This window comes from Halococcus sp. AFM35, assembly GCF_051195015.1.
In the GTDB taxonomy this organism is placed as follows: Archaea; Halobacteriota; Halobacteria; order Halobacteriales; family Halococcaceae; genus Halococcus.
Genome location: NZ_JBNTJU010000017.1, coordinates 35,573 through 55,830, shown reverse-complemented (window position 1 = coordinate 55,830; position 20,258 = coordinate 35,573). Strand labels below are relative to the sequence as shown.

15 protein-coding genes are annotated in these 20,258 nt (G+C 59.5%); 4 read left to right on the top strand and 11 right to left on the bottom strand.

Annotated elements, in window-relative coordinates:
* Positions 1 to 58: 58 nt before the first annotated feature.
* The 3 genes from ACQUQO_RS13170 to ACQUQO_RS13160 all read right to left on the bottom strand — a co-directional run bounded on the left by ACQUQO_RS13170 (position 59) and on the right by ACQUQO_RS13160 (position 4,248).
* Positions 59 to 430, bottom strand: coding sequence for a hypothetical protein (locus ACQUQO_RS13170; protein WP_435078481.1), 372 nt, complete (start codon positions 428 to 430; stop codon positions 59 to 61).
* Positions 431 to 640: 210 nt separating this feature from the next.
* Positions 641 to 1,882 carry an RNA-guided endonuclease InsQ/TnpB family protein gene (locus ACQUQO_RS13165; protein WP_435078480.1) on the bottom strand — a complete coding sequence of 414 codons (1,242 nt, stop codon included), beginning with the start codon at positions 1,880 to 1,882 and terminating at the stop codon, positions 641 to 643.
* A gap of 188 nt (positions 1,883 to 2,070) precedes the next feature.
* Positions 2,071 to 4,248, bottom strand: a complete 2,178-nt coding sequence (locus ACQUQO_RS13160) for a DUF4129 domain-containing protein (protein WP_435078479.1) — start codon at positions 4,246 to 4,248, stop codon at positions 2,071 to 2,073.
* Between the two features lie 179 nt (positions 4,249 to 4,427).
* Here ACQUQO_RS13160 and ACQUQO_RS13155 point away from each other — a divergent pair, with 179 nt between their 5' ends.
* Positions 4,428 to 6,428, top strand: coding sequence for a DUF2079 domain-containing protein (locus ACQUQO_RS13155; protein ID WP_435078478.1), 2,001 nt, complete (start codon positions 4,428 to 4,430; stop codon positions 6,426 to 6,428).
* A 143-nt stretch (positions 6,429 to 6,571) separates the two neighbouring features.
* Positions 6,572 to 8,278, top strand: a complete 1,707-nt coding sequence (locus tag ACQUQO_RS13150) for a hypothetical protein (protein ID WP_435078477.1) — start codon at positions 6,572 to 6,574, stop codon at positions 8,276 to 8,278.
* Positions 8,279 to 8,640: 362 nt separating this feature from the next.
* Here the strand turns inward: ACQUQO_RS13150 and ACQUQO_RS13145 are convergent, their stop codons facing one another.
* Positions 8,641 to 9,198: an IS1096 element passenger TnpR family protein gene (locus tag ACQUQO_RS13145; protein ID WP_435078476.1), complete on the bottom strand. Its 558-nt coding sequence runs from the start codon at positions 9,196 to 9,198 to the stop codon at positions 8,641 to 8,643.
* Between the two features lie 477 nt (positions 9,199 to 9,675).
* Positions 9,676 to 10,800, bottom strand: a complete 1,125-nt coding sequence (locus ACQUQO_RS13140; protein ID WP_435078475.1) for a LolA family protein — start codon at positions 10,798 to 10,800, stop codon at positions 9,676 to 9,678.
* A 989-nt stretch (positions 10,801 to 11,789) separates the two neighbouring features.
* Here ACQUQO_RS13140 and ACQUQO_RS13135 point away from each other — a divergent pair.
* Complete coding sequence (locus tag ACQUQO_RS13135; protein ID WP_435078474.1) at positions 11,790 to 12,254, top strand: hypothetical protein; 465 nt, start codon at positions 11,790 to 11,792, stop codon at positions 12,252 to 12,254.
* 77 nt (positions 12,255 to 12,331) lie between these two features.
* On the opposite strand, the gene ACQUQO_RS13130 is transcribed toward ACQUQO_RS13135, so the two are convergent.
* The 3 genes from ACQUQO_RS13130 to ACQUQO_RS13120 all read right to left on the bottom strand — a co-directional run bounded on the left by ACQUQO_RS13130 (position 12,332) and on the right by ACQUQO_RS13120 (position 13,882).
* Positions 12,332 to 13,027 carry an ABC transporter ATP-binding protein gene (locus ACQUQO_RS13130; protein ID WP_435078482.1) on the bottom strand — a complete coding sequence of 232 codons (696 nt, stop codon included), beginning with the start codon at positions 13,025 to 13,027 and terminating at the stop codon, positions 12,332 to 12,334.
* 88 nt (positions 13,028 to 13,115) lie between these two features.
* Positions 13,116 to 13,595 (bottom strand): PIN domain-containing protein, encoded by a 480-nt coding sequence (locus ACQUQO_RS13125; RefSeq protein ID WP_435078473.1) that lies wholly within the window; start codon positions 13,593 to 13,595, stop codon positions 13,116 to 13,118.
* A complete protein-coding gene (locus ACQUQO_RS13120) occupies positions 13,592 to 13,882 on the bottom strand; it encodes an AbrB/MazE/SpoVT family DNA-binding domain-containing protein (protein ID WP_435078472.1) in 291 nt (96 codons plus the stop codon). Before ACQUQO_RS13120 ends, ACQUQO_RS13125 begins: the two co-directional genes overlap by 4 nt.
* Positions 13,883 to 14,335: 453 nt before the next feature.
* Between ACQUQO_RS13120 and ACQUQO_RS13115 the strand changes: the two genes are divergently transcribed.
* Positions 14,336 to 14,497: a DUF7563 family protein gene (locus tag ACQUQO_RS13115; protein WP_435078471.1), complete on the top strand. Its 162-nt coding sequence runs from the start codon at positions 14,336 to 14,338 to the stop codon at positions 14,495 to 14,497.
* Positions 14,498 to 14,568: 71 nt separating this feature from the next.
* Here ACQUQO_RS13115 and ACQUQO_RS13110 read toward each other — a convergent pair whose 3' ends face one another.
* The 3 genes from ACQUQO_RS13110 to ACQUQO_RS13100 form a co-directional block, all read right to left on the bottom strand.
* Complete coding sequence (locus ACQUQO_RS13110) at positions 14,569 to 16,239, bottom strand: sodium/phosphate symporter (protein WP_435078470.1); 1,671 nt, start codon at positions 16,237 to 16,239, stop codon at positions 14,569 to 14,571.
* Between the two features lie 214 nt (positions 16,240 to 16,453).
* Positions 16,454 to 19,528 carry an FtsX-like permease family protein gene (locus ACQUQO_RS13105; protein WP_435078469.1) on the bottom strand — a complete coding sequence of 1,025 codons (3,075 nt, stop codon included), beginning with the start codon at positions 19,526 to 19,528 and terminating at the stop codon, positions 16,454 to 16,456.
* 161 nt (positions 19,529 to 19,689) lie between these two features.
* The gene (locus ACQUQO_RS13100; protein WP_435078468.1) at positions 19,690 to 20,238 is read right to left on the bottom strand and encodes a metal-dependent hydrolase; all 549 of its coding nucleotides are present in this window, start codon (positions 20,236 to 20,238) and stop codon (positions 19,690 to 19,692) included.
* Positions 20,239 to 20,258 lie beyond the last annotated feature (20 nt).

Below are 20,258 nucleotides of genomic sequence, written 5' to 3'. Positions count from 1 at the left end.
GAACCGGCGGCGAATGGTATTTCGTGCCATTGGTTGTTTTGGGTACATACCACGTCCTTTAGGGCGTGGTAGCTGATGTTTCGACCAGTCCAAGCGTCACTCGTTCGTAGCGGTGGATGCCGTAGGCGGAGAATGCGGTGGCGAGGGCGAGCGCGCTCGCAGCGATCCAAACTGTCTGACTCGTTTGGAAGCTGAGCCAGCCGATCGCTCCAATCGCGAGACCGGCCAGCACTGACGCGACAAGTAGTCGTGCCGAGTCGCCATGATCAACGATAGTGCTGCAAAGCACTCCGAGCAGGCCGATCTCGGCAAGCACGAGGCTCGCGAATATTCCGCCGGAGGGGACGAGCGCGACGAGGATGACCTGCCCGAGCGCAAAGGCTGCCGTCGCCGAGACGACATAGTATGCACTGGCGACACCGGCGGCCATGAGGATACCGAGCGGACCGACTGCTACTCCAACTGCGAGCGTCGCGACGAGCGTTCCGAACGCTGCAAACGCTTTAGCAATACGAGACGGGTGAGAAGTGTTCGATCCGGGTAAAGTAACACTCATAATGGAAATGGGAGACAACGTCGAGCTACAGACGACCGTTCATGAGTAGGGGTTGCCACAGGATGACTTGTCAACATCTCCGGCCTAAAGGCCGGAGCTTGTCGGTGGACTCCCGCTCTGGCCGATACTCTCGGCAGGTGTAAAGTCATCATTCGCGCTCACCGCCCCCGACTTTAGGGCCAGTTGACGATTGGCCCGTCCGCGCCGAGACGTTTGCCCGGCGCGGACGTGCTTCCATGCGACATTTTTCGCCGCGTTGTAATCGGCGTGAAGTTCGTAACCGCACTTCTGACACTGAAACTCCGCCTGCGACGAACGGTTGTTCTTGGCGGTGTACCCGCACGCGGTACACCGCCGACTCGTGTTCTCCGGCGAGACCTGTGTTACCTCGATACCGGCGGCTTCGGCCTTGTATTCGACGTACTCGTACAACTGATTGAACGCCCACGTATGGAACTTCTTTGCGCCGGGCATCCGCTCGCGGATGTCCGTCAGATTCTCGAAGGCGATAATCGAACAGCTGTGGTCGGTAGCCTCTTGCACCAATTCTTTCGAGACGTTGTGTAAGAGGTTCTCCGCCCAGTGGCTTTCGCGGTCGCCGATAGCGTCTATCGTGCGGTGGGCCGATTCGGTCCCGGTCTGTTGTAGTGCTCCACGGAGCCGCTCGTAGGATTCGCGGCGGTGATTCAAGAGGCCACCATGCCAGAATCTGGCGGTCGAAGTGACCGCCAGATTCTCGATACCGAGGTCCACACCGAGGACCGTTGGGTGCTTGGGTGGTTCGGTGTCGTCCACTTCCGTCTTTGCGCGGAGGTGAAGGTAGAACGAATCGTTGCGGTAGTGGAGCGTTGCTCCTTTGACCGAGTAGTCGCCGGAGGCGACGTACTCGCCGAACGGTGTGTCGTCCGTCTCGGGTGGCAGAACGTACTCCGCTTCGACTCTGCCGTCCACGGTCGAAAGTGTCGCGTAGTCCTCGTAGAACGTCACTGCGTGCGTGTTGTAGTCGATGAAATTCGCAGTAAACGTCGGCAAACTCGCGTACTCGCCGTCCTTCCACCGTGCGACGACGCCCGAGAGGGCGTCGGCGGCACGGTTGCGCGCGGTTTGAACGAGATTCGACTGTAACTCCGGTACACGGTTGCGCACTTCGTCGTAGGTACGTTCGTGAAGCCGTTGTTTCGTGGTTTCGACCGGTCCGTCGTCGCGCCGCGAGCGCGCGACGACACAGTTCGCGGCGAACCGATAATCTCGGATAGTCGCAAACAGGGATTCGGCGGCGCTGTCGCTCACGTCGAGCTTCACCGGAACAGTGCGCCGAATCTCCATACCACATATAGAGCGGTGAGCTACCTAAAGACCACGGTTCCGTTGGGGAGTCGGCAATGCATTGGCCGGCGGAAGCCGAGAGAAGCTTACGGCATTCCGCCTCGCCCTTTCGTTCGGACGAACGTCCGAACTCAAGGATGGGGTTACCTGCCTGACTAAAGATGTTTTTGTCTTTCATGGTAGTGAGTCTATTCTGAATTGGGGTCGGAGTCTGTGTCCTGCTCGTCGGCCGTCGGCAAGTCGTCGGATTCGGTTACCGTCTGAGCATCGTCGAGTGCGGACGACGCTGTCTCTGTTGAGGGCGAACGCGGGGAGAAGGTTGCCCGCTCGTAGCGTTCGGTCAGACGCCTGAGTGCCCCCAGCTGACGGTCGCCGAGCCCGCGATCGATGCATGCATCCAGAAACTCCCAGTGTGTTCGTGTGCCCCCGAGTTCGGGGTCGCGGCCAAGTGCCCGTCGGACGGCCATATACGCGAAGCCGACCGCACCTTCAGAGTCACCCGCCGACAGCCGCTCGCGAGCTGCCGTGAGCAGCGCCGCGAGACCATCGCGCTGTTCGCCGGTGGGTCCCCTCTCTTCGCTCGCCATCGTCGATGTCGGAGAGTCCGTAGTCTTGGTTCCACCGAGGCCAAGCCACGCACGAAGAACGGAGACGGAAGTGCCGAGCACGAACACGATACCGAACCCGAGCAGCAGTTGATAGGTTATCGGCAGGGCTGTGAACGCGTTGACGAACTGTTCGAAGACGCTAGTTGTCCGGGCCGGAACTATGAGCTGTATCGTTGTTCGGCGACGCGACGATTCGAGGTTCGTGTCCGCGCCGTCGAACGTCGCACCGATCGTCGCCGTCGTGGTGCCCGTCTGGTCGGCGAAGACGTTTCTCGGCACCGTAACGTTGGCCGCGTAGCTCCCGTTTTCGTCGGTCGTCACAGCCGTTGTCGAGTTGTTCAGCCTGACTGATACTGTTCGGTTTTCGACTGGTGTCCCGTCGGCGGTGAGCTGGCCTTCGACATGGACGATCGGCCCGCCGATGGCCGAACCGTTCACCGACTGCTGGGTAGCATTGATCGACAGATTAGTCGGTGTCTCAGTGACCGTCACGGGGACCGATGTATTCGCACTAGCGATGGATCTGTTCTCGATGGGTAGCGAGACGCGAATGGTTTGACGCCCGGGAGCGACGTCGGCCGGTAGCTCGCGAGCCATCCTGAAGCGTCCGTCCGCCCCTGTCCGGATACGGCTCCCGTCGGCGAGGCGGATCTCTTCGCCATCGATCGACACGGCGACCGGTAGCGAACCGACACCGGTGTCGTTGACCGCGACACGGCCGGTGATCGAAAGGAGGTCGTCGTACCCGACTGTCCGTGAGGCCGTCCGTGCCTGAATCGTCGGCGTTGTCTGTTGGACGGACACGGGAACGGTCGTCTGATTGCTCCGATAGATCGATTGGGTTGACGGTTGATACCGTACTGTGAGGCGGCGCGTATCCAGCGGGAGGAGCGTCGGCCGATAAGTGATCGTGTACCGTCCGGACTCGTCGGTAGTTGTCCGTTGGAGCCGGTTGTCGTCTTCCAGTACGACAGTACGGTTCGCGAGTGGCGTCCCATTTGGCGTCGTGAGGCGGCCACTCACGACAAACGGATCGTCGAAGGTGGCTCGTTGGTCGGCTGTCGAGGCCGTGATCGTCGTGTTCTTGAACTGCTCGACACTGACCGATTCGGCGACCGCAGTGACATTGTTCGTGACTGCATTTGTCGTCTCGATCGCTGCCGAGAAGTTCTGAGTTGTGCCGTTGTCGAGCGTGCGATAATCTTCGGTCAGGCGGCCTCCGGTTTCGTTGACTTGGCGTGCAAGTCGTTGGGCTCTGCGCGCGAGGCGCTGGGCGCGCTCTGTCCGACCGTTTTGCCGTGCGGTCCGGTACTGCTCGACGGTCTGGCGAAAGCGCCGGACGTCGTTTGCGTACGACGATTGATTTTCCCTGGCCTGTTTGAACTCGGAGGTCTTGTTGGTCTCGGCGTTCGAACTGCGGGTAACGTTGACGTATTTGCCGAGCCAATCCGGATAGTTGCCCGACTGATTGCAGGCGTTGTAGTTACCGACCTGTAAACCTTCCGAACAATCGATGAGTGTCTCGCCGAGTCGATCCGACAACGACCGCTGGAGGACGGAGAGGTTACCCTCGTTGTCAGCCGACTGTGGATCCTCGTGGACGACAGAGCTGTTGTTGGAGGGCTGGTCGACCTGCAACGGACGGTCGACCGCGATCGCGCCGACCACCGCTGTACTGGCCGGTATCAGCCCGACAGTCACGAGCAACACCGCCATACAAACCACCATGACGGTGCCGAAGCGAGGCGCGGAGACCACACTACCTTCTCTCCACGACTGAATAAAACTGCTTTCCTTCCCGGCAATCGGTTGGCCGCGACGAGCGACCGGAACCATCTTGATGCGAGTCGCCGTCGCCTAGACAACGACCGACGAGATGAAGATCGCACTCTACCCACATCAGTCGGAAAAATTTCCCACAACACTGGAGCAAACTGATGGATAACCGCCTCGAACGCCTCGGGAACCGCCTTCTCCCCGACGCGATCGTCACGCCGCTTGCACGTTCGTTCCGGCGCTACGCGGTAGTGCCGTGGTACGTCGTTGTTCTCGCAGCAGTGTTGTTCATCGGATTTGCGGCCTACACTATTGCACTCTACGAGAGCTTCTGGCTGACGGGGACAAACTTCGGTACCTACGTCCACATGTTCGCGACGACGCTCGACGGCAAGGGGTTCCTCCAGCAGGGGAAGTACGTCGCCGGCTACCCGGGAGGGTCGTACTGGGGGAGTCATTTCTCGCTCACACTGTTGGTGTTTCTGCCGCTGTTCGCGCTCGTCGAGTCGCCGGTGACACTACTGCTGTGGAAGTCGTTCATGCTTGCAGCCAGCATCCCGCTGGTGTGGGTTGTCGCTAGAGATCACATTGAGGATCGGCGTTTGGCTGGATTTCTGACCGCTTCGTATGCGTGTAACCCGTTTCTCTGGTCGGCGTGGGTCTCCGGCTTCCAAGAACAGATCCTCCTGCCGATGTTGGTTCTGCTGGCCTATCATTGGTACGCAAACAAGCGCTATCGGCTGTTTCTGGCGGCGTTCGCACTCGTGTTAGTCACCAACGAGCTCATGGTGTTCATTGGCAACGGCTTTCTCATCGGTCTCGCGCTCGGTGCCTACCGTACCGGCCGTATTGTCCGCGAGCGGTGGGTGTTCGTCGGGGCAATCGGGCTGACCGTTACCGCCAAGCTCCTCTCAGGGGTAGTCATCGACCGCTTCGGCCGTGTTTCGGGCATCCCCGAGGTAGCCATCGCAGCCCCGTTGCAGCCGTTCGTGGAGGGAGGACGAGCAACGGCTGGCGAACTACTCCTGTTGGTTCTCTCGCGGCCCGAACTTATCGTCGAGTTGCTCGGAACCGACTTTTTCACCAAGCTACTCTATTTCGCGCTCTTTCTCGCGCCAGTGTTGTTCCTCGCGCTGATCGACGAGAGCACGCTCGGTGTACTGGTGCCGTTTCTCGGGTTCGCGTGGCTGTTGACCGGAACGGAGGCGTTCTATACCTTCGGTAGTCACTACCCGCTCTATCTGCTGCCCTTCATTTATATTGGCGCCAGTCGCGTGTTTGGACGACTGTCGCCGACACTGCCATCGGGACGCGTGCTTACGGCGTTTTTGATCGTAATTCTCCTGACGAGTGCAGGGGCCGGTGCCCAGACCATCGCCGCCGAGGGTGCGGTGCCAGAAACCGGCGATCATACCGAGACGCTTGCAACGGCCATCGAGAGCGTGCCAGCAAACGCCTCGCTAGTGGCCCAAAACACGCTCTACCCCCACGTCGCGACCCGCCCGAACGCAGCGTTCATTCCGAATTCCTCGCTGTTCGAACTCTACCAACAGCGCTCCGGCACGCCGAAACCGGAATACGTCCTCCTCGATACGCGGTTGGATACGCGTCCGTTCGACTGGTCGGCACCCGTGCGGGATACGTACTTCCCGCTGATTGGCGACGAGTACGGTGTCTATCGCTATCAGGACGGTATCTGGCTCCTCAAACGTGGGTATAATGGATCACCGATCGGCATCACGCAGTCACAATCGCGCGAGCGGGTTGTCTTCGATGCCACGGAGTTCACAGCAAGTAACGGTGGGGTCAAAAATGGCCGTCTCGTCGATCCCGGCGGCATCAATGGCAGTAACGTCTGGAACGGGCCTTACACGGCGCTGCCGGCAGGCAACTACACCGCAACGTTCCGCGTCGCGGCGGGTGGGGGAGGGTCGAACAGATCGATCGCGGCTGTCGACGTTGCGGTGGGCAACGAGTCCCGCACGATCGCCCGTCGGGAGGTTCCAGCAGCCAAAGGCACCCAGACGGTGACCGTTCCGTTCACGCTCGAAGAGCCGCGCAACGGAATCGAGTTCCGTGGTTTCCGGACCGGCTACGGGACGATCGCGCTCGAGTCGGTCGTCGTGCAGTCGGAGACGAACGGAACGGCAACAAGTAGGTGAACGAGTCGGAGAAGAGCCTGCTTGGCTGGTTTTCGCTGTCTCACTGCTCTGCAACAACTCAAATCAGGGAAGGGAGGGGAAGGGAACAGAGAGCAAAACGAAAGGGGAAAACGAATTTTGCTCGTGGCTGCCCAAACGGCTGCATGGATGGAAACGATCCCCCATCGGACGAGCAATACCAAACCTCACTCGATCGTATCGAGCGACTCGTCTCGGAGTTTGCCGACAGTCAGCAGTTCGAACGGCTCACAGAACACCAGCAACGGGAAGCAGAGTTTGTCATCGAAGTGTTTCACGAACTGCTGTATGGCTACGAGTACGTGCCACTCGACGACCCCGACGAGCACAGTCTCGAAACGGTGTGTCAACAGCTCTACCCCGCAAAAATCAGCGCCGACTCCGACCACTTCGAAACGGTCGCACCGGTGATCGGGGCATTCCTCCGGTTTCTCGATGCTCGTGGTGATATCGACAACGGTGGTCGGTTGGCGACGCACGTCGAATCGCTCGGCGACACCATCGTCAACGCTGCAGCTGATCCCGCCAACTGGGGGATGGCGAAGTCGATGTTCATGGGTGGCGAACTCGATGACGCCACGCACCTCGATGCTGTTTCTGATGTCACGGAGCCATCTGAACTCCCCGAATCGCCACTCGGTCCCCCGGAGTTGGAGTCGGCTGAGAGTCTTGACCCGGACGAATTCCTGCCACCGGCAGAAGCCGACCAGCTCGAAGAGATCATCAATTCGTTGTCGCCGGAATCCGATGCCGTGCTTGCATCACTCGCAGCGGCGACGAACGGCCTACGGGGTGAGATCGATCCCGATGTCGCACTCGAGCGTGCCGGTGTCTCTCCCGAAGAGTACGATGCCGTCATGGAAGAGATCGTTATGAGAATGGAAGAGGAAGGGAGCGCTCTGCTTTCGAGTCCAGGCGACACGGATGACCCATCGGTTCTCGACCCGGAAGCTGCACAAGAGTTCCTTGAGCTGAAGGGGCGGCTACTCCTGTACGTCAACGACCGCTTCGGTGTGGTGCCGGGTATCGACACCTACGAGGAGTTCAAACAGTCGTATATCGACGATCTCCGGCCGATTCACGACACACTCTATCGAGAAGCAAACGTGGCCGAAGTGATCGAGGAGTTCATCAGGGAAAATCCCGCCGACTTCTCGCAGTCACAGCTCGAACAGATCGAATCGTGGCTGAACTACAAAACGGGGCAGTTTTTCGTTGTCGAGCATCTCGACGACGGGAGTGTATTTCTCGATCCAGATGAACCGCGAGCGTACAAAGTCACGGGCGTCTACAACAGCTACGTGGAGTCGCTTCCCGAAGAGGCGCTCCCGGTTGCGGTGACATCGGTCGTGTTGCTCCCGTACGAGGGGCGGATCGTAACAGACGGTTTAGAAGAAACCGATATACTTGCTGGGATGGCGATGCAGATGATCAAGGACGACCCGGAGACCGCCTATGAAGAAGCAAAACACCGATTCGGGATCGCTGAAACGCTTCCGCCGGAAGACGAACCGGACCGTAGTGACGCCGAACGCCTGCGATTCTATACGAAGAACAAAGACAACCGCGAGCGGTTCGCCGACGAGATCGAGGACCTCAAGGACAAAACCGATGAGTTGGCGCGAATCTATCACGAGCAAATAGGAAAGGCGAGTGCCCGACGGTTGGGCCGGCAATTCCGCGACCTCGGGCTCGAAGCAGCGTACGTGGCCATTTACGATGGGCAGGTCGTCGCAACGGCACCGACCGAAGCGCAACTCGAAGATATTCTATCGGGTATCATGCCCAAGGGAAAGGGAGACTATCCCTACGTTTATCACTACGATCCGTGATTGCCCGCTCAGATGACAGTGGAGCAAAATTAAACCATCCTCAGCACGAACACTCACGACATGTCTGGCAACTATCTTGTCGAACTCAAAAATTCGGTGTTCCGTGAGACGCCGCTCACCGAAGACGAATTCGATGACCTCCACATCGAATTCCCTTCGAAGGATCACGCAGAAGCGTGGGTGTCCGAGCAGAACAGCTTGCATTCAGAGATGGGAGCCTTGACGCTTCATACAGCTCACCCGAACGACAAATCCAACGTGGACTCGTACGTGGTGTTCCAGCCCGTACACAAGGTGTGGGTGCCGGATTCGGATACGTGAAAAACAGGCGCAAAGCCTCGCCCTTCAGGGCGGGGAGGATGTCAATCGTCGAGATCTGGATACTGCGGGGGAATCGGGCCATGCTTTTCGCAGACTCGTGGGTCGTCAAGAGATCCCTCGCGCGAGTCTTCGATCTCGATGATGTGTTCCCAGCCGTCACCGAAGTCGAACTGGTAGTACAGCCAGTTCAGGTCCGCGGGATCCAGATCGGCAATCGTGGTGTCGGCGGCGTTCCCTTCTTCGGGTGGGTCGGAACGGAGATTCCGGAACCGCTCTTTCGCCTCTGCCGATGCGTCGGTAGCGCCAACCTGGGCGATTGCTTGCTCGATTTCCTCAGGTTCCATCGGTGGCCAGCTCGGCTCTCCATCGTAAGACTGTGGCATGACGTATCGGCGAGTGGCCATACCCTCTTCGTCGTAGGTCATGAACTCGTACATATGGGCGTCCCAGCGGTTGAACGCCTCGAAAATTGCTTCGTGCAACTCTTCCAGCGTGTGGGTCTCGTCGACCTCGATATCGCACCAGACTTCCTCGTCCTCGCCGGGCTCGAACATCGGCGGGTTCGGTGCGAGTTCGACGCGAAGTGTGTAGACGGTCATATGCCTCCATCGGTCAGCTAGAACATGAAGATTTCCTCACTTACGGTGCGCCATGCCCGTTGCACTAACGGTGAGAAGCGGCCGCAAGGACGATATACCGACGCTCCCTCAACCGCGAGCGAAGTAGGGCGGGGTAGTTCACTGCGCTGCGATCTCTGATCCACACTCGCTGCACTGGTTCGGTTGCCACGCCACAGTCTGGATGACAGACTGCACGGATTCGCACGTCGGACAGTATTCCTCTTTGTCTGGCGTCTTGCTGTACCCCATCTTCCACTCCAACTATCGGACTGTTTGGTAAAGAAATTGATGCATATTTCCATCGTCTGTTCTCTGAACACAGTGAAAGAATGGGGTGCGCTGCGAACCTCGACGTCGTATCCCAACTGTGGTCGGAAATCTCGGCGGCTCGCTGAATGAGGTGAAGCGAGATTCGGAAGACGCGGTTTGTCTTCCGGCGTTTACGCCGGGAGGATGTTATTCGCTCGTCTCGTTGCTAGGCAGATCGACGGTTAGCGTGTGGGTACCTGAACTGAACGTCTCAGTTTCAGCGTCGATGAACTCTTGCTCGGATTCGGTTTCGGGACTCCAGCCCGGACCGATCTTCTCGTAGCTTGCGAGTGTGAGCGTCACAGGCTCGCCCTCGGTTACCGTAAACGTGACTTCCGCGGTGCCGTTCTCGACGGTGATGTCTTGGCTCTCGATACGGTCGGCCAATTTCTTGTCGGTGGTGAACTCGCCATCCGAGCGACGCGTGATCGGGTCCTCACTGCTACCGTGAGCGAATCGAATCAGCTCGTCGGAGGTGTAGGTTCCTTCGGCTCCACGAAGGTTCTCGATCGGCTCGCCTTCAACGAAGTCGATCTGGTAGTACGCGGCTTCACCTGGTGCGGTCGGTTCAGTATCGACATGCTCTGCGTCTTCCGGCACCTCGGGTTCGAAGACGCTGTCGGGAATGCCCGTATTGACTTTGAGATCGCGCACGACAATCGTCGAGTTGATCGTCGTTGTCTCGCCATCGCTCGTGAAGGTGTTGTTCGAGACGACCTTCACTGGAAGACTCGTCTTCTGGTCGAGATAGACAGTCGTCGAGGAGCTGTACCCGAGCGATGCGTTCGTGTCCTCGATCGAGATAACGTCCGTTTCGTAGCCGTTGACCGTCTTGGTTCCTTCATACGAGACATTCGCCTTTTGAAGGAGCTGGGTGGGGTTATTCAGGCTAGCCGGGGTCATCCCGCTTGCACCCATGGCGGCCATGCCAGCGCCAGCCTGGGCTTGGCCGACCGAACCGGCCTGCTTGATCACGCTTGCCTGCGAGACGTCCTGGCTGATCATATCCGACATCGCTACCGTACTAACGGTATTGCTGGCCGGATCATAGAGCGTCGCAGTAGTTCCGTTCGAAGCGATAACGGTGCCTGCCTGTGCTTCTGGCTTCAGGACTTCGAACCGGAACTTGTTGGGCTGCTCGTACGAGAGGCCCAGCGTTGCGTTGTACGACTGCTCGACATCGCCGCTCGAAACCATTGTGCTGGTTGCGACCGTCGCGTTCACGTCCTTGATCTGCTTGTAGGACGTTCGGGCTTGTTGGAGCACACTCATGAGCGAGCGATCTTCGGCTCCGTTGCTGGTCTCGGTACTGTCTTGTGAGTGATCTTGCTGGCCGGTAGTCTGATCACTGCTCTGTTCGGACTGTTCAGCGGTGTTCTGTGTATTGTTCGATGGGGGCTGTTGATTTGCGTTGGTTTGTGCGTTCTGTTGCAACGAACCATCTGCATTCGATGCCATTTGATTGGCTCCCAGTGGGGAAATGCCCAGTACTGGTATAGCCATCGTCATTACGGCGAGTGCAACGACGACTACACTAACTCGTTTAGCGGATACCATAGTCTAATAAGCAAATCAAGCAGAACGATAATAAAGCTATTGGGTGGAGTTTGATTAATGTGGATGCTATAGAACCCTTCTCACGCCTCAGTGCCGATCCGAAAAATGGGTTGGGCGTCAGCCAGTCGATACTGAGAAACCGGCAGTTACGCAGTACCACGACACAGCTTGACGGGATTTCCTCTCTCTTTAAACGTGCTACCTGAAAAACAGTGATTCGGACATCGACTACGAGAGCAGACCGTGGGGCGAAGAGAGTTTCAACACAATTATAGCAGTGCCCTCCGCCGCTAACAAACAGTATGGCTCCAGACGACAATCGGATAACGATCACTGAATCCTCGTCCAGCTCCCCGGAGCGAGACGAGGGCAAAGCAAAACGCCTCGGACGATTGCAGCAGCCTTGGTCAACGCTTGTTCCATCGAGACGAACACTGGCGGTCGGACTTCTTGCTGTAATGGTCATTCTTGCAGGGTGTGGCGGCAATTCCTCTAACGGAACACAAACGCCTACCAGTGGGACAGACAGCGGTCAACCAGACGGAACTGCGATTGCCACTGATGATTCAGTCGCAACTGGGGGTGGCTCTGGGACTCCCTCACAGACCACGACCAACAGCACGTCCGCAAACATGACTGAAGGTGAGACCAGCAGGAACGCCAGCAACGGTAGTGCTAACACCTCGGCAGCCGCTGCAGGACCCATGACCAACAGTTCGCCCGAAGAGGCGGGTCTGAACGTGATTGCCGAACCGCGCACGGCGAATTCGTCCAACGTCACACTGTATATCTACTCCGCGATGAGCTCCAGTTCCGCGACCGACAGTATCGAGAACATTACGGTGAACGCAGGTGAGGGGCTTGACGTCTCGGGTGTTACTGTCGCCAACGTGGACACGGCAGGTATCGACGAAGGTAGCAATCAATCCAGGAGTCAGACTAATGGACCAAGCCTCGGCTCGAACGTCGAGGGAAGGATCAAGAGGGCTGGCGATGGCGAAGGATTCGTCGTTCCCCTTGACGGCAGTAGGGCCATCGAACAGAACGACGAGCTCGTCGTTGTCATCGATGGTGGTGTTGCAACCACCGAGCCGGGCAACTATACGTTCTCGCTCGGGATAAACAACGCTTCAGCGCAAGAGGATAGCTACAACATCACGGCAGCGTGAACCTCTCGGGGTAGTCGCGAGACTCCTGTTCACGACGGAATTTGTTTTTATCGAATGGGAAAGTGATTCCCTTCCACCTACTTGGCTGGTTCTGTTTCGGATTTCGTATCGCCAGCCGCAGTGACTGTTGTCCCATTCTCAAGCAGGACGACATCGTGAAAACGCGAGCGTAACCGCCGGTCGTGACTGATGGTCAGAAGTGCCGTATCGGTAGTTTTCTGGAGGTCAAAGAGCAGTTCGAGCACGCGATCCGCGGTCTCGGGATCGAGCTGGCCCGTCGGCTCGTCCGCGAGCACGATTGCCGGTTTGTTCGCAAGCGCTCGAGCGATCGCAACACGCTGCTTCTCGCCGCCGCTAAGGGTTGCGGGGTACTGATCGGCAAGCCCCTGAATGTCGAGTTCAGCAAACAACGTCGTAAGCCACTCCTCGTCCCGGCTGCCTGCATGTTCCTGTGGGAGGGCAGCGTTTTCCCACGCAGTGAGATCTGCGACGAGCTGGAATTCTTGGAAAATGAAGCCGATCGTGTTCCGTCGAAGGCGGGCGCGCTCGCGCTCGGCGAGGCTACCGGCTTCCGAGCCCAATATCTCGAGTGTGCCGCTTGTCGGGCGATCAAGCAGCCCCAGTACGTTGAACAGCGTGGTCTTCCCTGCACCGCTCGGTCCCTGAACAAGCATCCGTGCTTCGGTAGGCACCGACAGGGAAACGTTGGAGAGGATCGGTGTGTCGCTGCGCGTGACGCTGATCGCGTCAGCTTCGAGGATAGTATTGGGCATAGATCTGGTTGCGTGGCTGTTTCCAGAAGGGCATAGTACAAACAGTTGTCCAATCCGCACTTCGGGCACGGAAGGCGAGCAATCAGAATCACTCTGTTGGTCGCACAGCGAGCTCAGGAAAGTACGACCCGTAGAAGCCTGCATCGAACGTCACTAGCGCCTCTGTATCCGTGACGGCATGGCCACCGATCAGGAAATCCGCCGCGATATGCTGTCGGGGGGTGAGCTTGCGGTCGCACTCCGAACAGTTCAATACCTGTTTGGTGCCACACTCGGGGCATTGAAAGCCATCCGGACGACGGTCAATATACGTATCAAACGCCTCGCCACTACGAAACAACGCCTCGGGTGAAGGGTGCGCCACATCGATACTCAAATCATCGAGGAAAGTGGTCAGTTCCTCAGTAGTTGAGAACTGTCCATCGGCGGCAGTCTCAGCATACACAACTGGAGTAATGGCGAGTGGCCCCTCCGTGTAGGCGTCGCGGAGTGCTTGCTCAGCCGCGTCGGCGTGGTGATCGTCGTGCAAAAGAGCGAGTAGCGCGTTCGTATCGACAGCGATTGTCATGACTCACCGGCTGTTTCGTCGGTCTCTGCCGATGGAGTATCATCGACGTCTCGAGGGTATTCCCCACGCAGTCGGCGCATTCGTTCGGGCATGGTCACTTCACTGTCAGCAATACCTCGATACTTCTCGAAGGGATCGGTACCCTCGTTGGTCGTCGGAGCATCTTTTTGGATGACGTAGCCTTCGTTCGTTTCTTCGAAGATAACTTCGTCGCCGGGTTTGATTCCCATGGCCTCACGGACGGCTTTGGGGATTGTCACTTGGCCTTTGGTCGTAACAGATGGCATGGTCTGCAGTATTACTTTTTGTTTCTTACTGTATAAGCATTACTCTGTACATTATCCATGGTTCGGGAGAGATGGGCGTGGTGGACAGAGCTACCAGAATCAGATCGAGTACCACGACATTGGACGAGGGCGGTCGCTACTCGATGAACAGCAACGGCGAGACATCGTCCGACCCACAACTGGGACACTCCATAGCACCTGTCACCGGTGAGCCGTTGTCCGAGACGACTGCCATTCGACCACAGTGGTCGCACTTGCCGGTAGTCTTGTCGCGGCTTGCTGGCCTTCTCATAGTTCTCCCAACTCCGACCCCGGTCGTAATTGTTTCGCTTGCAAATTTGTACAAAGAAGTGTATACATTCTACCGGTGGCGAGCCGGAGCGAAAGGATATGAAAGGTAAATTGCGGAAAATATCCGATAGAATGAAGTTCCGAGAGTCAACTGATTCTACTATGCCTGACTGTCTGAATTGCAGCGCGTTCGTGACCGAGCAATACGTTCGTGTGTTCGCGCCGACCGAGATGGATACCGTGCGCGTCTGTCCGAACTGTCCCGACATGGTACGTGATGGAAACGACGTGCGCGAGGCGAAAGCATCCCGGCAGAATAGTTGATCGCTCGCCGTTCGCCTCGACGCCTCCTCCAGAACGATGAGTAGCGAATCAAGAGAGCTTCCTACCTAGTCTCAACAGCCCTGGCTCGTGTTCGTGGCAGGGAAGCTCAACGAAATCCGATATGGATCGGTAGTCGCATAGACGAGATTGCGCTCGAACAACCACCGCTGATAGCGCGCCTCGCCGATCGTCTCCGGTGCAAGCGGGAACAGATGTGCGCCCGTCGTCGTCCAAGCCTCTCGCGAGAGAGTGGGACAGGTCGGCGGCGAGCCACCGGTTAACCAACTATAGACCGGCGTTCGCGAAACGTTGGCCCCATTAGGATAGTACTGACGACCGACACGTGAGAGCGGATCAGCTGCGGTCCACTGGTCGGTGAGGTGGGTAGCAGCGAACGAGGCGGCCGCGAACTCCGATTCAGTCGTCGTACTCGGATACGACGCCGTATCGAGATCGACGAACGCGACTGGCGCAGTCAGCAGCGCAACGATGAGCAACACGCTGGGCACGATCGCGCGGACGGCCGAACGCGAAGCGGGGAGTCGTGCTCGCACTGACGCATCCGTTCTGGACACGAGACCGGCCGTCGCGAGCGCCGCAAGCACGAAAATCGGGAAATGGGCAAACGTCTGGGTACGCATGACCGTCCCGAAGAACTCCGGGGTAAGCGAGGCCGTCAGCGAAAAGTACGTCTGTACTACTGGGGCAGCAAGCAGGGCAACGACGACCGCACCCTCAGTACGATCGTCGGCCACCAATGGAAGGCCACGGCTCGCGAGGACGACCGGAACGATAAACAGGAGAACGGGAAGCAGGATGGCCAGCGGCGTCGATGCCGTTCCGGGAAAAATCGGGAGGAAGACGTTCGCGGCGAGCACGACGTATCCGATCCCAACGACTCCCAGTAGCGTCCCGATCTGGAGGCGGCGGCTGGTCCGCCGAAGCCAGAGGATGCCGATGACGAGAACGATCGTCCAGGCGACGAACAAGCCGGGATGTGACAATATCCGGCCGACATACGGTACTGTGAGCCCGAACCGGGCCGCAGCCTCGTAGTACAGTGCGAAATACGCCCAGAAGCCGGCAACGAGGCCGCCACCCATGACCACGAACCGGCGAAGCGGAATCCGAAGGAGTTGGGTCGCCAAGATGCCGATCGCGGTGACTGCCGCAATCAGCGTACTGAAGGTATGGACCAGCGGGAACACGAGGAGGAACAGTACTGTCACTCCGAGCCACGCCGTGCGCCGCGTTCGGAGGGCGCGATGCAAGGCGATCGCAAGCAGGGGAACGAGCAGAATGCCGATCGCCTCCTCGTCAGCGACGCCAGTACGCCGGAGATACAGGCCCTCAACGGCGAGGGTGAGTCCGGCGAGGATGGCGGCGAGGCGGACCTGCCGACTCGAATAGTTCAGCTGCCACCCGATACGCCGGGTGATCGCGACCGCGGTGAGACACGAGCCCGCACCGACAACTGCGATCAGCGGCTGCGCCAATATGACTGGACGAACATCCGCAACGATACCGGCGAGGCTCAGAACGGTGGTGAAAACGAGGTTGTCCGCCCGGAGCCGCTCGAAGGGGAGCGAGCCGATTGCAATCGTACTCCGAGCAAGGGCGGCGTAATCGAACCCATCGAGCGTGGCCGGGAACGGACTCCAGTACAGCGTGATCGTGCGCATCCCGAGTGCGACGGCGAAGACGGCCAGACAGACGAGCACGTACCCATGGCGTCGGTTCACGAACTATACCTCCCCACGCGAATGCTCGGCGTGTGCGGCCGGCACGAACCAGTCCCCACTGTGGGTGGCGAGCGAGCCTCAAGCAGGGAGCGATCGGTCCGTTCGCAGGCTGCAGCCGACAGACCACCGTGAATACACCTAGTAGTCGCGTCGCGGGGCGTCCTGCTTTCACGACGCGTTGTGCATCCACTTGAACGGGGATAGCGGACCACGATCACCGCTCGCTCCTGTATCGGTTGGCCAGTTTCGCGATCGAGTCCGAGAGCAGTCCGGTCGGCGGGTGCGTGAGGAACGGCACGGTTGCGAACACAGCGCCAAGCACGGCGAGGACGAACGCGCTGGCTGCAGTCGCGACGAGCAGGGGCACGGGCGTCGCGGTCGAAAGGCGAATGCCGAAGATGGTGAGCGCACCGACAGATTCGAGAACGCGTGTAGCACCGACCGCCAGGCCGATCGCGACCACAGCTGCCGGAATCGATATCAAACAGACGTCGGTGAGCACGGTCACCAGCACGCGCCGCGGCGATGCACCGGTCGCCCGGTAGATCCCGATAGTCCGACGGCGGGCATGGATGACTTGGGCGAAGGTCGCAGTCGTCGTCCCCACGGTTGTCAGACCAGCGAGCACCACCATCGTTACAAACAGTAACTGAATATTGCCAAAAACACTCCGGATAGCTTGTCCGACGCCAGCCCCCGAGGAGTACTCACCGGTGGTCGCAAGCGACGAGAACAGCCGGTCGTCGCCTTCGATGGTGTACTCCGTCCGCGCGAGCGTACTCCCATTCGACAGCAAGCGGATCGTGTAGGTTCCGGGCGCGGCTCGTCCCCCACTCCCGCTGAACACTTCAACCCCAACCGCTGCAGTCTCGCCCGGTCCCAATGTGACGTTCCGACTGCGCGAGCTCGCCGGCGAAGCGAGCACGAGTTCGCGCGAGAGGGTGGTGTTCCAGGGGTTCGCCACCGTGACGTTTGCCTTGGGGCGTTCGAGCACGCTCGCCGTTTTGGGCGTGACCGTGAGCTGTGCCGAGAGCTGACGTTGGGCCGATTCGCTGATCGTGAGATTGTGCGACGCCTGCGGACGATCGCCCTTGGTGGCGGTGATCGTGTATGCACCCGGCTCGTTGGGGAGCGTGAGTCTGGCGATGCCGTTTGCGTTCGTCGTAGTCGTCCGACTGCCAATGGAAACGGTGGCGTTCGCGACCGGCTCGTCAGTAGGGGTGGCCACCGGAACGAACAATGTCGCGTTCGGCGGGGCTCTGTGGGGTAGCTCCGACGGAATCCGGAGGGAGTTGGGCGGGAAGACGTCTATCGAGAGCGTTCGTGAGCCGACACGGAGCGTCTGATTGCCGGGCGCTTGCGGACGGATCGAGACGGTGAGGTCACGTTGGGCGTCAGGTCCAAGCGTCACCGACCGTGTTCGGGTAGTGTTGCCGATGGTGATCGGTATCCGGTGTGTCACATTTCTTGCTTTGAGGTTTTTGACGCTGATCTCGACCTCGACCGACTGGTTCACTGCCGTGATATCCGGAGCCGACACGCCAGTCACGCTGATCGGGCTGCTTGCAGCCGTGTTCGGCATCCGCGCTGTGTCGTTGAAGTTCGTCTGTTCGGTGCGGATGTACTGGACCACGCCGGGCCTGAGTGCGAGGTGATGGGCTGTCGAGAGCGGCACGACGAGCTGGTCGGCGGCGATGCCGGATGCGTCGTAGGTGCCGACGACGGTGACGCGCGTGATCGCCGGCGAGAGGCTGCCGCCAAGCGTGAGGGTGTCACCGACGTCGACGCCGAGCGTTTGGGCGAGATCAGCACCGATGACGGCTTCAGTCGACCCGTTCGGTGTCGTCCCCTCCGTGAGGGTGGCGTTTGTCACCGACGCGAACGCCGAATAGTTCGCCCCAAGTGCGAGAAACGGCTGGCCGTCGATGGTCTGGGGGAGCAAGATCTCGGGGCTCGCAGCGATCCCCTTCGACCGTAACACTGTCGCGTACCCTGTATCCATCCGACTGTTGAGCACGTGGGCGGCGTCGGCCTCAGAAATGGTGGCCTCTCCAGGACTCGACAGGGGTGCGATCGCGCCCGCAAAGGAGAGGACGAGAATCACGACGACCGCAAAGACAGCCAGCGTCAGCGTTGTCGGCACGATCGCTCGTGGGTCAAGCAGTGTCGGTGTCAGTGCTGTGCGGAGGCGGGCGAATCGAGAGCGATCGTTTGTGCTCGTCGGTTGAGCGGTCGCAGTGAGTCGTGCCGGTGACCGAGTCGCGGCGGACCGGGCCGCGAGAGTCCCGGCGGCGACACCTGCGACAACGAGGACGGTAAGCATGACCCCGAGGATGCCGAGGGCAAGCGGCGTCAGTTCGGGTGTGAGCGAGATCGGGAGGCCGATATAGGTGGCGGCGTTGACGACAGCGTTCGTGACGACGACCCCGATCGCGAAGCCGAGCGCGACGCCGACGGTAACGATGAGGCCGGCTCGAAGGCCGAAGAGGGTGAGGACGCGCCGCGGGGTGCCACCAGTCGACCGGATGATCTTGATCGTTTCGAGACGGTCCCGGACGGACATCCGGAGGACGTTGTAGACGACAACGACGATCAGGAGGGCACTGCCGACCGTGGCTGCAAGCAGCGCGATCAGCATCTCGCGCATGCCCGCAAACAGGAAGACGAGCGCCGAGAGGATCGGCGTCCCATTCTGGGGGACCGAGAGCAAGCCGCTGGCGTTCTGTCCGGGATGAATCACGAAGGCACTGGTGTTCTGAGTGCCGAGCGTACGAACTGTCGACGCGTTCGCAACGTACCAGTCACTGGGGAACAGCGAGTCGTTCGCCGCGTGGGACTGGATTTCGAGCGTTGTCGTCGTTCCGTTTGACAGGCGAAAGCGCTGGCGCGTCGTGGTTGTCACTGGACCCCGGATCGTTTGATTCGGCGACGGAATCGTCGCGCGTCGCCACCCGACGGATGCATCGGCGATCTGTGTGGGGGCGTTCGGTGGGACTCCGATGAAACGGGCCGTGCTGCCGTTCGGCCGCATGAGAGTCGCCGTCGGGAGGGTGATCTCCTCGTCGGTTGTGTTGGCACTCGCGGCCGCGAACGAGTTGTGGTGCGTGACGGTTGTGGTGGTATCGAGCTCGCCCGCGATCGTGGCGGTCTGTGCGCCCGCGGCGGTCAGTAAGAGCGTGCTCCCAACGAGGAAGGCGGTCGTAACGGCAACCACGAGGACGGTGAGGCGATCGCGGCGTGACCAGCGGGTGAGCAACGCACGGGTGTAGCCTGATTGCTCCGCTGGCATTGATTGCCTCTCCGTTTTCGGGAGGAGGATATACTTTTGGCGGTTATGGGGCGGAGCGGCAGGCGCAATGCCCATCTGCAACGAACGCAGGGCGTCCGATGTACTCGGTCACACAAGTGAGTAGAAACGAGGAGAGGGGGAAGGGGGGAGGGGGAAGAATGTCAACGGGTGCGGTAGTGTCGGAAGAGCTGATTGATCTTCTGCCGTCCGGGTGCGCCGTCCTCGATCCAAACGACGTACGCAACGGTAAGCGCCACAACGCCGATCATCACTTTCGGCGTCATCTCGAGAGACCGGAAATGGCTCAGGAAAGTCCCTTCGTCGCCGAACGGTGGCGGAGGGAGGAGTGGCCACCCGAGATACGAGAGATACGCATACCGGCCCGACAGGAGTGCCTGATAGCCATCGCCGACGAGATGGGAAGCGTAGCCAACCACGAACGCGATCGTTCGCTGGGGCCGATCCTGCCGGCGGTAGTACCACCACGCCAGTCCTCCGAAACAGCAGAGTGCGAACACCGAGTGTGCGAGGGAGCGACCGCTTGGGAGCACGCTGAACGTCCAAGCGAGCGGTTTGTCGATGAGATCGGGCAGTTGGGTTCCGAGAACGACGAGTCCGACCGTCGTGGCGTCGAACGGTTCAATCGACCACAGTCGGGCGCACGCCGAATACAGCAAATAACCAACAGCGAGATGCCCCCAGGGCCACATACGAGAACGGTGTGTGAGCA

Coding starts and splice junctions, on each gene's coding strand:
- ACQUQO_RS13155 (WP_435078478.1), top strand. CDS start 4,428: ATGGATAACCGCCTCGAACGCCTCGGGAACCGCCTTCTCCCCGACGCG.
- ACQUQO_RS13165 (WP_435078480.1), bottom strand. CDS start 1,882: ATGGAGATTCGGCGCACTGTTCCGGTGAAGCTCGACGTGAGCGACAGC.
- ACQUQO_RS13115 (WP_435078471.1), top strand. CDS start 14,336: ATGCCTGACTGTCTGAATTGCAGCGCGTTCGTGACCGAGCAATACGTT.
- ACQUQO_RS13135 (WP_435078474.1), top strand. CDS start 11,790: ATGACCAACAGTTCGCCCGAAGAGGCGGGTCTGAACGTGATTGCCGAA.
- ACQUQO_RS13170 (WP_435078481.1), bottom strand. CDS start 430: ATGGCCGCCGGTGTCGCCAGTGCATACTATGTCGTCTCGGCGACGGCA.
- ACQUQO_RS13100 (WP_435078468.1), bottom strand. CDS start 20,238: ATGTGGCCCTGGGGGCATCTCGCTGTTGGTTATTTGCTGTATTCGGCG.
- ACQUQO_RS13140 (WP_435078475.1), bottom strand. CDS start 10,800: ATGAGTGTGCTCCAACAAGCCCGAACGTCCTACAAGCAGATCAAGGAC.
- ACQUQO_RS13105 (WP_435078469.1), bottom strand. CDS start 19,528: ATGCCAGCGGAGCAATCAGGCTACACCCGTGCGTTGCTCACCCGCTGG.
- ACQUQO_RS13150 (WP_435078477.1), top strand. CDS start 6,572: ATGGATGGAAACGATCCCCCATCGGACGAGCAATACCAAACCTCACTC.
- ACQUQO_RS13125 (WP_435078473.1), bottom strand. CDS start 13,595: ATGACAATCGCTGTCGATACGAACGCGCTACTCGCTCTTTTGCACGAC.
- ACQUQO_RS13120 (WP_435078472.1), bottom strand. CDS start 13,882: ATGCCATCTGTTACGACCAAAGGCCAAGTGACAATCCCCAAAGCCGTC.
- ACQUQO_RS13130 (WP_435078482.1), bottom strand. CDS start 13,027: ATGCCCAATACTATCCTCGAAGCTGACGCGATCAGCGTCACGCGCAGC.
- ACQUQO_RS13145 (WP_435078476.1), bottom strand. CDS start 9,198: ATGACCGTCTACACACTTCGCGTCGAACTCGCACCGAACCCGCCGATG.